Here is an 11943-nt window from a genome sequence, read left to right on the forward strand (position 1 = left end):
CGGACGTCTCATGCGCAGTCGCCTTTTCAGTCTTTTTTCGTGTTTGCTTCTTACAGCCGCTGCCGTTCAATCCGCCCAGGCGGTAGACCTGTCTACCCAACGCCAGTATTACGACGAAGCCAAGCGAGCCTTGGCCAAGGGCGATTCCGGCCCTTATTTCCGTTATAGCCAGGCGCTCAGCGATTATCCGCTGACCCCCTACCTGGCTTATGACGAACTGACCGCGCGGCTGAAAACTGCGAGCAATGCCGAAATCGAGAACTTCCTCGCCGAACACGGTGACCTGCCGCAAGCCAACTGGATGAAATTGCGCTGGCTGCGCTGGCTGGCCGAACGCGGCGATTGGGCGACCTTCGTCAAATATTATGACCCCAAGCTCAATTTCACCGAACTGGACTGCCTGAACGCGCAGTATCTGATCAGCCATAACCGTAAGGCCGAAGGCTACGCCAGCGCCGACAAGCTCTGGTTGAGCGGCAAAACCCGGCCCGAGGCATGCGATGCAGCGTTCGGCATGTGGGCCGCCGATGGTCAACTGACTGAACAGAAACGCTGGGAACGCACCAAGCTCGCCGCCCAGGCCAGCAACTACCCGCTGGCCAACAGCCTGATCAATGGCCTGACGACCCTCGCCCCGCGCGGTCGCCTGCTGGTGGATGTGGCGCAGAAACCCGAACTGCTGAATCAGCCGTCGCGCTTTATCCCGGCCGATGAGCCGATGTCCGATATCGTCAGCCTTGGCCTGCGCCGCCTGGCCCGTCAGGATCCGGACAGGGCTATGGCCCTGCTCGACGGTTACGCCAGCAGCATGCACTTCTCCCGTGATGAAAAAGTCGCGATCGCCCGGGAAATCGGGCTGACCCTCGCTCGACGTTTCGACAGTCGCGCGCTGGACGTGATGACCAAATACGACCCGGAGCTGCGGGACAACACCGTTTCGGAATGGCGCTTGCGCCTGCTGTTGCGTCTGGCCCGTTGGGACGACGCCTATCAGTTGACCCGCCGCCTGCCTCAGGACCTGGCCACCACCAACCGCTGGCGTTACTGGCAGGCTCGCACCCTGGAACTGGCGCAGCCACAGAATCCGCAAGCACAAACGCTTTACAAGGGCTTGGCTCGCGAACGCGACTTCTACGGTTTCCTGGCAGCCGATCGCTCGCAGTCTCCCTATTCGCTGATCAACAAACCGCTGGTGCTCAGCCAGGCGCTGATCAACAAGGTGCGCAATACCCCAGGTGTGCGCCGCGCGCTGGAGTTCCATGCCCGCGGGCAGATCGTCGATGGCCGACGCGAGTGGTACCACGTCAGCCAGCACTTCAGCCGAGACGAAATGGTCGCCCAGGCGAAACTGGCCTATGACCTGAAATGGTATTTCCCGGCAATCCGCACCATCAGCAAGGCGCAGTACTGGGACGACCTGGACATCCGCTTCCCGATGGCTCACCGCGATACCCTGGTGCGTGAAGCCAAGGTCCGTGGCCTGCACTCGAGCTGGGTGTTCGCCATCACTCGTCAGGAAAGCGCCTTCATGGACGACGCCCGCTCCGGCGTCGGCGCCAGCGGCCTGATGCAACTGATGCCCGGCACCGCCAAGGAAACCGCACGCAAGTTCAGCATTCCCCTGGCCTCGCCGCAGCAAGTGCTCGATCCGGACAAGAATATCCAGCTCGGCGCCGCTTATCTGAGCCAGGTCCATAGCCAGTTCAACGGCAACCGCGTGCTCGCCTCCGCTGCCTACAACGCCGGCCCCGGCCGCGTGCGTCAATGGCTGCGCGGCGCCGACCACCTGAGCTTCGATGTGTGGGTGGAAAGCATCCCGTTCGACGAAACCCGCCAGTACGTGCAGAACGTGCTGTCGTATTCGGTGATCTACGGCCAGAAGCTCAATTCACCGCAGCCGTTAGTGGATTGGCATGAACGCTACTTCGACGATCAATAAAATGCCGATTACGTAAGAGCTGCGTAGGAGCTACGTAGGAGCTGTCGAGTGAAACGAGGCTGCGATCCTTTGATCTTGCTTTAAAAAAAATGCCCACATCAATCGATGCGGGCATTTTTTGTTGTGGTCTCAAAGCAAGATCAAAAGATCGCAGCCTCGTTTCACTCGGCAGCTCCTACGATTGAAGTTTCAAGCTTGCCATCGTTGAACTGCAACGCCGCCAACCGCGCATACAACGCATTGCTCGCAATCAACTCCTGATGCGTCCCCACCGCCACCAGTTTCCCTTGGTCCATCACCGCGATTCGGTCAGCGTTTTTCACTGTCGCCAGTCGATGGGCGATGACCAGTGTGGTGCGGTTTTTCATCAGGCTGGGCAGGGCTTGCTGGATCAGGTGCTCGCTCTGGGCATCGAGGGCGCTGGTGGCTTCGTCGAGCAGCAGGATCGGCGCGTCCACCAACAGTGCCCGGGCGATGGCCAAGCGTTGGCGTTGACCGCCGGACAAACCGAGACCCGCGTCGCCGAGGTGGGTCTGGTAGCCGTTGGGCATTTGCTCGATGAAGTCGTGGGCGTAGGCAATTTTCGCGGCTTCCTGGACCTGGGCCAAAGTCGCCGTCGGGTGGCCGTAGCGAATGTTCTCTTCGATGCTACCGAAGAACAGCGCCGGGGTTTGCGAGACGAGGGCGAAGCAGCGACGCAGGTCCAGAGGGTCGAGTTGGGTCAGCGGCACACCGTCCAGCAGGATGCGTCCTTCAGCGGGGTCGTAAAAGCGCAGCAGCAGGTCATACACCGTCGATTTGCCGGCACCTGATGGCCCGACCAGGGCGAGGGTTTCGCCGGCGTTGATCGTCAGACTCAAACCATCGACGGCATAGCTCTCAGGACGCGACGGGTAGGAAAAGCGCACATCTTGCAACACCAGATCGCCCTTCACCCGTTCAGGCAAGGTCACCAGCCCATGGGTCGGTGGCTGGATGATGTTTTCCGAACGCAACAGCTCGGCAATCCGTTCCGCCGCTCCTGCTGCTCGCTGCAGTTCGCCGATCACTTCACTCAGTGTGCCGAAGGCGCCACCGACGATCAGGCTGTAAAAGACGAACGCTGCCAACTCACCCGCGGAAATCCGCCCGGCGATGACGTCCATTCCGCCGACCCAGAGCATCACCCCGACCGCGCCCAACACCAGCAGGATCACCAGGGTGATCAACCAGGCTCGCTGAAAAATGCGTTTGCGGGCGGTATTGAAAGCCTCTTCCACGGTCGCGGCAAAACGCTGCTCGTCCTGCACCTGATGGTTGTAGGCCTGCACGGTTTTGATCTGACTCAGGGTTTCGGACACATAACTGCCGATATCGGCAACCCGATCCTGGCTCTGTCGCGATAGGGTGCGCACCCGGCGGCCAAAAATCAGGATCGGCGCGACCACCAACGGCAATGCGACCACTACGATGCTGGTCAGCTTGGGGTTGGTGATAAACAGCAAGACAATCCCGCCGATCACCATCAGCCCGTTGCGCAGGAACAGCGATAGCGAAGAGCCGATCACCGATTGCAGCAGCGTGGTGTCGGCAGTCAGTCGTGACTGGATCTCGGAGCTGCGGTTGTCTTCATAAAAACCCGGATGCAGATAGACCAGGTGGTTGAACACCCGACGGCGGATGTCCGCGACAACGCGCTCACCGATCCACGACACCAGGTAAAAGCGCACAAAGGTGCCGATCGCCAGACCGATCACCAGCAACATGAACAGGCCGATGGATTGATTGAGCAAATGCGTCGACTGGGTCATGAAGCCCTGATCCACCAACAGGCGAATCCCCTGCCCCATGGACAAGGTGATGCCGGCAGTGACAATCAACGCCAGCAAGGCGCCGAAGGCCGGCCAGCGATAAGGCGTGATGAAACGGCTGGCCAGGCGAATGGCGCGGCGGTGACGGGCAGAAAGCATGAAGATCATCCGAAGGCGTAACCCATGGTTTTGACCCGATCAAGCCTACACTGCTCAATCGGATTGAACGCTGTAAATCACAATGAGTCGGGTTAATTATGACCGCCTAGACTAGTGGCTAGAGATTATTGGTCTAAAGTCCGGGTGGAAACATCAGGGTATTTCTGATGGACTGAAGAGGCCGACCTGAAAGATCGCAGGGAATTGTCACAGCCCGGTCACCTGGCGGTTTTACAGTAAGCGCACAACCTGATGAGGAGACAGGCCATGTCCTTGCAAAACAGCAGCGATGACAAGATTCAAGTGATCCGCACACAGCCAGACCAGTCTCTGGGTTGCTCGATTATCGATGAGGAAGGACGCGAAGTACCGATCACTGAAAGCATGATCCAGGACGCTTGTCGCGAACTGGAAAAGCGATTGGTCAAGCCTGCCGAACAAAAGTGATATAGCCACCGTCTTCTTGACCCGGCCCTGTTGGCCGGGTTTTTTATGGGTGCCTGTTTTGTGTGGCTTTTGTAGGGATCCGGTCAGTTTGCTAGGCCGAGGTTGCGCCCAAGGCCGCCACGATCTGCTGCAACGCCGGCGAATCCCCGTCAATCCGCACTTTCAATCCATCGATCTCACGCCGCAGCGGGTAATGCTTGCGCAGCGCATCGAACGCCGCACGCTGTTCACTCACACTGCCTACAAGGCTGCGACGGAAATCCGCGTCATCACGGCGCGGGTCGTACACGCCACGGCACAACATCGCCAGCGCCCAGGCCGGATCAGTGTCAGCATTCAACGTAACAGCCGACAGCCATGGCGCTGGCAGCAAATCGTTCAGGCTGACCTGTTCCGGTTGCCCAAGAAATTTGCAAAACGCCTGATAGATCTGCGCCGTCCCGCGCTGTTTGCCGTCGAGGCTGTAGCCGGCAATGTGCGGCGTCGCGATGACACACAACTCCGCCAGCGCTACATCGACTTCAGGCTCAGCCTCCCAGACATCCAGCACCGCTTGCAGATCTTCACGTTGCAACAGTACTTGGCGCAGGGCGGGATTATCGATCACCGGGCCACGACTGGCGTTGATCAACCAGGTGCCGGGTTTGAGTTGGTTCAAACGGTTCTTGTCGAACAGATGCCAGGTTGCCTGAGGGCCCTGTTTGTCCAGCGGCGTGTGCAGGCTGACGACATCGCATTGCTCGATGATCTGCTCGAGACTGACGTAATCGCCCCCCTCAGCGGCTTGCCGTGGCGGATCGCAAACCAGCACGTTCCAACCCAGGCCTTGCAGAACCTTGACCAGCCGCCCGCCCACCTCGCCAGCGCCGACCACGCCGTAAGTGCGCTGAGCCAGGTCGACTCCTTCGATTTCGGCCAGGGTCAGCAGACTGCCCAGCACGTAATCGACCACACCCCGGGCATTGCAGCCTGGCGCGCTGGACCAGGTGATGCCGGCCTGCTGAAAGTAGTCCAGGTCCAAATGATCGGTGCCGATGGTGCACGTGCCAACAAAGCGCACGCTGCTGCCTTCGAGCAATGCACGGTTGACGTTGGTCACTGAGCGCACCAGCAGTACATCGGCCTGCTCAACGGTGGCGCGGTCGATGGAACGTCCCGGCACTCGGCGGATTTCACCGAAACCTTCGAAGAAGGCATCGAGCAGCGGGGTATTTTCGTCGGCAACAATCAACATGGCAGGCTCCTTTGGCGGACCGGCAGTTTAGGCGCAGATGGAGGTGATGGGCCAGCAGGTATTACGCGCCTTAGTTGCGCCCCTGTGGCGAGGGCGCTTGCTCCCGCCGGCCGATCCGCGCCCGGGCGAAGCAGTCGCAAAGACAGATGCCGCGGTGTGTCTGAAGGAACTGGACAGCTGCTTTTGGGGCTGCTGCGCAGCCCAGCGGGAGCAAGCTCCCTCGCCACACGGAGTGGGGGATGCCCGTAAAACTGATTACAAATCCGCAACACAGGATTTTTCCTGACCATTGCGTCAAGGCGTAGAATGCGCCGCCTCGCGCATCAAAATCCTTTGGACGTTTCGCCTTGAATTCCGTGACTGACCCCACCGCCGCTATTTCCCTCAACCGCCCGGCCCGGGTTCGCCTGGAGCTGAAAAACCTGCTCGGCCTGGCGTTGCCGATCATGATCGCGCAACTGGCGACCACCGCCATGGGCTTCGTCGATGCGGTGATGGCGGGTCGGGTCGGGCCTCGCGATCTCGCGGCCGTCGCGCTCGGCAACTCGATCTGGGTGCCGGTGTTTCTGTTGATGACCGGTACGCTGCTGGCCACTACCCCGAAAGTCGCCCAGCGCTTCGGTGCCGGCACTCACAGCGAGATCGGCCCGATCGTGCGTCAGGCCTTGTGGCTGGCACTGGTGGTGGGTTTGATGGCGACCGGCCTGCTGTTCAGCGCCGAACCGATCCTGCACATCATGAAGGTCGATCCCGAGCTGATCGGCCCGTGCATGCAGTACCTGCACGGCATCGCCAGCGGACTGCCCGCCGTCGCGTTCTATCACGTATTGCGCTGCTTCAGTGATGGCCTGGGTCGCACGCGTCCGGCCATGGTCCTTGGTTTGTGCGGGTTGGCGCTGAACATTCCGCTCAATTACATCTTCATCTATGGTCACTTTGGTGTGCCGGCGATGGGTGGTGTCGGCTGCGGCTGGGCCACGGCAATCGTGATGTGGGTGATGGCGCTGGGGATGGCCGGCTGGGAACGGTGGGCGCCGGCCTATCAGTCGAGCCAGTTGTTCAGCCGTTTCGACTGGCCCCAGTGGGCGGTGATCAAACGCTTGCTGGGCATCGGCCTGCCGATCGGCATCGCGGTGTTCGCCGAGTCGAGCATCTTTGCCGTAATCGCCCTGCTGATCGGCAGCCTCGGCGCCACGGTGGTCGCCGGGCACCAGATCGCCCTGAATTTCAGCTCACTGGTGTTCATGATCCCCTACTCCCTGGGCATGGCCGTGACCGTGCGGGTCGGCCAGGCACTTGGCCGTGAAGAACCACGCGAAGCACGCTTCGCCGCCGGGGTCGGTATGGGCACGGCGCTGGCTTATGCGTGCATTTCCGCAAGCATGATGCTGTTGCTGCGTGAACCCATCGCTGCGATCTACACCGCCGACCCGACGGTGATTCACGTGGCCGCGATGCTGATTGTGTATTCGGCGCTGTTCCAGTTTTCCGATGCGATCCAGGTGACGGCGGCCGGTGCACTGCGCGGCTATCAAGACACGCGAGTGACGATGATCCTGACGCTGTTCGCTTATTGGGGCATCGGTTTGCCGGTGGGTTACGCCTTGGGCCTGACCGATTGGTTCGGTGCGCCGAGCGGCCCGAGCGGGCTGTGGCAGGGTTTGATCGTCGGCTTGAGTTGCGCGGCGCTGATGCTGTCGATCCGCCTGACGCGCAGCGCACGCAAGCGGATCCGCACCAGCCGTTCGGCCGGTTAAGCGAGCGCAAAAAAGGGCCTGGCTATGCAGCTGGCTATGCAGGCCATTTTTTTGTACCCGTTAAGCGAGCTTCTTGCGGATCCAGTACAGGTAGGTGCCTGCCTCTTCGTGCTGCGCCACCAACTCGTGGTCAAGGAACACGCAGAACTTGGGAATGTCGCGACGGGTCGACGGGTCGGTGGCGATCACCTTCAGCAGGCCGCCAGGCACCAGGTCACGGATGTGCTGGTGCAGCATCATCACCGGTTCCGGGCAATTGAGGCCGGTGGCGTCGAGGGTGCCGTCAACCGGCGTATCGATCATTTCACTCATGGTTTACTCCTGAAACTTGCCGGCATTGTCGCGCATTGCCGGGTATGTGGCGAGGGAGCTTGCTCCCGCTGGGCTGCGCAGCGGCCCTAAAACCGGCCACCGAGATCTTTCTGATAGACCGTATGGCTAGAATTGGGGCCGCTTCGCGACCCAGCGGGAGCAAGCTCCCTCGCCACACAAGCCCGCACATTAATTCGGGTGAATCAGCGGGATTTCGGTTTTTTCACGTCAAGCCGGCGCAAATGGCAGGTCACTTCTTCACGGTCGTGATACAGCTGCTTGCAGCCGATTTCAACCCGAATGCCCCGCGCCTTGAATCCCTCGGCAATACGCTCCAGCAAGCGCTTCACTTCGGCATAACGCTGTTTCATCGGCAGCTTGAGGTTGACCACCGCTTCCCGGCAATGCCCCTCGCCAATCCATTCTTCCAGCATCGCCGCGTTGCGCGCCGGCTTCTCGACGATGTCACAGACCATCCAGTCCACCGGCTGCTTGGGCTTGAAGGTGAAACCGTCGGCCATCAAGTGCTGCACCAGACCGGTATCCATCAGGCTTTCGGCCATCGGGCCGTTGTCGATGGCGGTCACCAGCATGCCGCGGTTGACCAGTTGCCAGGTCCAGCCGCCTGGGGCGGCGCCGAGGTCGACACCGGTCATGTCGCTGTGCAGACGCTCATCCCACTGGTCGCGGGGAATGAAGTGATGCCAGGCCTCTTCCAGCTTCAATGTCGAACGGCTCGGCGCTTCACGGGGGAACTTCAGGCGTGGAATGCCCATCGGCCACATCGCCGAATTGTTCGACTCCGCCAGCCCCATGAACACTTCGCGGCCGCTCTTGAAGGTCAGCAGCAGACGCGGCTTGTTGGGGTCTTCCACCAGCTTGCCGGCCGCCATCAACGCCTTGCGCAGGTGCACTTCAAACTTCTTGCAGAAGTTCGACAGCTCTTTGCCATCGTTGGTGTCGACCATTTCCAGCCACAGGCTGCCGCACAGCGGGAAGTCCGCCATGTGGGCGAGGATCACGCTGATGCGGTCGGTTTCCGGCAGATCAATAAAGATCCCGCGGGCCCACTGGCGCGGGAAGATCAGCTCGGCGAAACGCTGGCCACGCATCAGGCGCTCGGCACCGTCTTCTTCGGTGCAGATGAATTCGGCATAGGCGCTGGCGGTCTTGGCCTTCGCATAACCGGCCACGTTCAGCCGCGCGGCATGTTCGGAAATCTCGGAACAGACTTCGCCTTCGAAGCCCGGTCGGCAATGCATAAAGAGGGTGTTCATTCTTACTCCTGGGCAGTTGGCGGAAAAATTGCGCCACTGCGCGATGCCCAGACTTGCGTTGAAGCAAAGCCTGTCACGAAAACCGGCGCATGATAGCCGAGTTCGGAACCTTGGACTTGCCCTTAGGGTCCAGTTATTAGCCTTAAGCACCAAACAGGACTAGGTTTAAACCTCTGCCCTTCCCTCAGTCCGTAGCCGTGTGGACTTAAAGGAGTCATTTCAATGCCGTCCCTCGATAGCCTGAAAACCCTTAAAACCTTACAAGTCGACGACAAGACCTATCACTATTTCAGCCTGCCCGAAGCCGCCAAGAGCCTGGGTGATCTCGACAAGCTGCCCATGTCGTTGAAAGTGTTGCTGGAAAACCTGTTGCGCTGGGAGGACGAGAAAACCGTCACCGGCGCCGACCTCAAGGCGATTGCCGCCTGGCTCAAGGAGCGTCGCTCCGACCGCGAAATCCAATACCGCCCCGCGCGGGTATTGATGCAGGACTTTACCGGTGTCCCGGCCGTAGTCGACCTGGCCGCCATGCGCGCCGCCATGGCCAAGGCCGGTGGCGACCCGCAGCGCATTAATCCGCTGTCGCCGGTGGACCTGGTGATCGACCACTCGGTGATGGTCGACAAATTCGCCAGCAGTAGCGCCTTCGAACAGAACGTCGACATCGAAATGCAGCGCAACCACGAGCGTTACGCCTTCCTGCGCTGGGGCCAGAGCGCCTTCGACAACTTCAGCGTGGTGCCGCCGGGCACCGGCATCTGTCACCAGGTCAACCTTGAGTATCTGGGTCGCACCGTCTGGACCAAGGACGAGGACGGCCGCACCTATGCCTTCCCCGACACATTGGTCGGCACCGATTCCCACACCACCATGATCAACGGCCTCGGCGTACTCGGCTGGGGCGTCGGCGGGATCGAAGCGGAAGCGGCGATGCTTGGCCAACCGGTGTCGATGCTGATTCCGGAAGTGATCGGCTTCAAACTCACTGGCAAGCTCAAGGAAGGCATCACCGCCACCGACCTGGTGCTGACCGTCACCCAGATGCTGCGCAAGAAAGGTGTGGTCGGCAAATTCGTCGAGTTCTATGGCGACGGCCTCGCCGACCTGCCGCTGGCCGACCGCGCGACCATTGCCAACATGGCCCCGGAATATGGCGCCACCTGCGGCTTCTTCCCGGTGGACGAGGTGACCCTGGAATACTTGCGCCTGTCCGGCCGCACCACGGAAACCGTGAAACTGGTGGAGGCCTATAGCAAGACTCAAGGCCTGTGGCGCCTGCCCGGCAAGGAGCCGGTGTTCACCGACAGCCTGGCCCTGGACATGGGCAGCGTCGAAGCCAGCCTCGCCGGACCGAAGCGTCCACAAGACCGTGTCTCGTTGCCGGATGTCGCGCAAGCGTTCACTGACTTTCTCGGCCTGCAAATCAAACCGACCAGCAAGGAAGAAGGTCGCCTCGAAAGTGAGGGCGGCGGTGGCGTCGCGGTAGGCAACGCCGATCTGATCGGTGAAGCGGACTACGCCCACGAAGGCCATACGCATCGGCTGAAAAACGGTGCGGTGGTGATTGCCGCGATCACCTCCTGCACCAACACCTCCAACCCCAGCGTGATGATGGCGGCTGGACTATTGGCAAAAAAAGCCGTGGAAAAAGGCCTCAAGCGCAAACCCTGGGTCAAGAGTTCGCTGGCCCCCGGTTCGAAAGTGGTCACCGACTACTACAAGGCAGCCGGCCTGACCCACTACCTCGACCAACTCGGCTTTGCCCTGGTCGGTTATGGCTGCACCACCTGCATCGGCAACTCCGGGCCGTTGCCGGAGCCGATCGAAAAAGCCATCCAGAAAGCTGACCTGACCGTCGCCTCAGTGCTGTCGGGCAACCGCAACTTCGAAGGCCGCGTGCATCCGCTGGTGAAAACCAACTGGCTGGCCTCCCCGCCCCTGGTCGTCGCCTATGCATTGGCCGGCACGGTGCGCATCGACATCAGCAGCGAGCCCTTGGGTCACGACAAGGACGGCCACCCGGTTTACCTTCGAGACATCTGGCCGAGCACCAAGGAAATCGCAGACGCGGTGACTCAGGTGAACACCGCGATGTTCCACAAGGAGTACGCCGAAGTGTTCGCCGGCGACGAGCAGTGGCAAGCCATCGAAGTGCCGCAGGCAGCGACTTATGTCTGGAACAACGATTCGACCTATATCCAGCATCCGCCCTTCTTCGATGACATTGGCGGCCCTGCGCCGGTGGTCAAGGATGTCGAAGGGGCGAAAGTCCTCGCGCTGCTCGGCGATTCGGTAACCACCGACCACATCTCCCCCGCCGGTAACATCAAGACGGACAGCCCTGCCGGCCGTTACCTGCGCGAGCAAGGGGTGGAACCGCGGGACTTCAACTCCTACGGCTCGCGTCGAGGCAACCACCAAGTGATGATGCGCGGCACCTTCGCCAACATCCGCATTCGCAACGAAATGCTCGGCGGTGAAGAAGGCGGCAACACGATTTACATTCCGACCGGGGAGAAGCTGCCGATCTACGACGCGGCCATGCGTTACCAGGCATCGGGCACGCCGCTGGTGGTGATCGCTGGGCAAGAATACGGCACCGGCTCGAGCCGTGACTGGGCGGCCAAGGGCACCAACTTGCTGGGGGTCAAAGCCGTCATCGCTGAAAGCTTCGAGCGGATTCACCGTTCAAATCTGGTGGGCATGGGCGTGTTGCCGCTGCAGTTCAAGCTGGATCAGAACCGCAAAAGCCTGAACCTCACCGGCAAGGAAACCCTGGACATTCTTGGCCTGACGGGCGTCGAACTGACTCCACGGATGAACCTGACACTGGTCATCACCCGTGAAGACGGCAGTAAGGAAAAGGTCGAGGTGCTGTGCCGGATTGATACGCTTAACGAGGTGGAGTACTTCAAGGCCGGAGGGATTTTGCATTACGTGTTGCGGCAATTGATTGCCTCGTAACAGCCAGCTGACAACGACACCGCCTTCGGGCGGTGTTTTTGTTTGGGCGGTGTATGTCTCTATA

The 11943-nt window shown here is 60.6% G+C and carries 8 protein-coding genes; 4 read left to right on the forward strand and 4 right to left on the reverse strand.

Features of this window, described 5'->3' with window-relative positions; translation table 11 throughout:
• The first annotated feature begins 10 nt into the window (after positions 1-10).
• Positions 11-1939 (forward strand): transglycosylase SLT domain-containing protein, encoded by a 1929-nt coding sequence (locus ACCC96_RS09265; protein WP_413695639.1) that lies wholly within the window; start codon positions 11-13, stop codon positions 1937-1939.
• Positions 1940-2100: 161 nt separating this feature from the next.
• Here the strand turns inward: ACCC96_RS09265 and ACCC96_RS09270 are convergent, their stop codons facing one another.
• On the reverse strand, positions 2101-3888 hold the full coding sequence (locus tag ACCC96_RS09270) for an ABC transporter transmembrane domain-containing protein (RefSeq protein ID WP_413695640.1): 1788 nt from the start codon (positions 3886-3888) through the stop codon (positions 2101-2103).
• A gap of 267 nt (positions 3889-4155) precedes the next feature.
• On the opposite strand from ACCC96_RS09270, the gene ACCC96_RS09275 reads away from it, so the two are divergent.
• On the forward strand, positions 4156-4335 hold the full coding sequence (locus ACCC96_RS09275) for a PA1571 family protein (protein ID WP_019648301.1): 180 nt from the start codon (positions 4156-4158) through the stop codon (positions 4333-4335).
• Positions 4336-4426: 91 nt separating this feature from the next.
• Here the strand turns inward: ACCC96_RS09275 and pdxB are convergent, their stop codons facing one another.
• The gene (gene pdxB, locus ACCC96_RS09280) at positions 4427-5569 is read right to left on the reverse strand and encodes a 4-phosphoerythronate dehydrogenase PdxB (RefSeq protein ID WP_413695641.1); all 1143 of its coding nucleotides are present in this window, start codon (positions 5567-5569) and stop codon (positions 4427-4429) included.
• Between the two features lie 347 nt (positions 5570-5916).
• Between pdxB and ACCC96_RS09285 the strand changes: the two genes are divergently transcribed.
• The gene (locus ACCC96_RS09285) at positions 5917-7326 is read left to right on the forward strand and encodes an MATE family efflux transporter (protein ID WP_413695642.1); all 1410 of its coding nucleotides are present in this window, start codon (positions 5917-5919) and stop codon (positions 7324-7326) included.
• A gap of 60 nt (positions 7327-7386) precedes the next feature.
• On the opposite strand, the gene tusA is transcribed toward ACCC96_RS09285, so the two are convergent.
• Together tusA and rlmM are read right to left on the reverse strand one after the other, a co-directional pair.
• Entirely contained in the window at positions 7387-7638 is a 252-nt protein-coding gene (gene tusA / locus ACCC96_RS09290) for a sulfurtransferase TusA (RefSeq protein WP_007907805.1), read from the reverse strand.
• Positions 7639-7841: 203 nt separating this feature from the next.
• Positions 7842-8915, reverse strand: coding sequence for a 23S rRNA (cytidine(2498)-2'-O)-methyltransferase RlmM (gene rlmM / locus ACCC96_RS09295; protein ID WP_413695643.1), 1074 nt, complete (start codon positions 8913-8915; stop codon positions 7842-7844).
• 222 nt (positions 8916-9137) lie between these two features.
• Here rlmM and acnA point away from each other — a divergent pair, with 222 nt between their 5' ends.
• On the forward strand, positions 9138-11879 hold the full coding sequence (gene acnA, locus ACCC96_RS09300) for an aconitate hydratase AcnA (protein WP_413695644.1): 2742 nt from the start codon (positions 9138-9140) through the stop codon (positions 11877-11879).
• Positions 11880-11943: the final 64 nt, after the last annotated feature.

Source organism: Pseudomonas sp. Pseusp11, from assembly GCF_047304405.1.
Classification (GTDB): Bacteria; Pseudomonadota; Gammaproteobacteria; order Pseudomonadales; family Pseudomonadaceae; genus Aquipseudomonas.

Coding starts and splice junctions, on each gene's coding strand:
- acnA (WP_413695644.1), top strand. CDS start 9,138: ATGCCGTCCCTCGATAGCCTGAAAACCCTTAAAACCTTACAAGTCGAC.
- ACCC96_RS09270 (WP_413695640.1), bottom strand. CDS start 3,888: ATGCTTTCTGCCCGTCACCGCCGCGCCATTCGCCTGGCCAGCCGTTTC.
- tusA (WP_007907805.1), bottom strand. CDS start 7,638: ATGAGTGAAATGATCGATACGCCGGTTGACGGCACCCTCGACGCCACC.
- ACCC96_RS09265 (WP_413695639.1), top strand. CDS start 11: ATGCGCAGTCGCCTTTTCAGTCTTTTTTCGTGTTTGCTTCTTACAGCC.
- pdxB (WP_413695641.1), bottom strand. CDS start 5,569: ATGTTGATTGTTGCCGACGAAAATACCCCGCTGCTCGATGCCTTCTTC.
- ACCC96_RS09275 (WP_019648301.1), top strand. CDS start 4,156: ATGTCCTTGCAAAACAGCAGCGATGACAAGATTCAAGTGATCCGCACA.
- rlmM (WP_413695643.1), bottom strand. CDS start 8,915: ATGAACACCCTCTTTATGCATTGCCGACCGGGCTTCGAAGGCGAAGTC.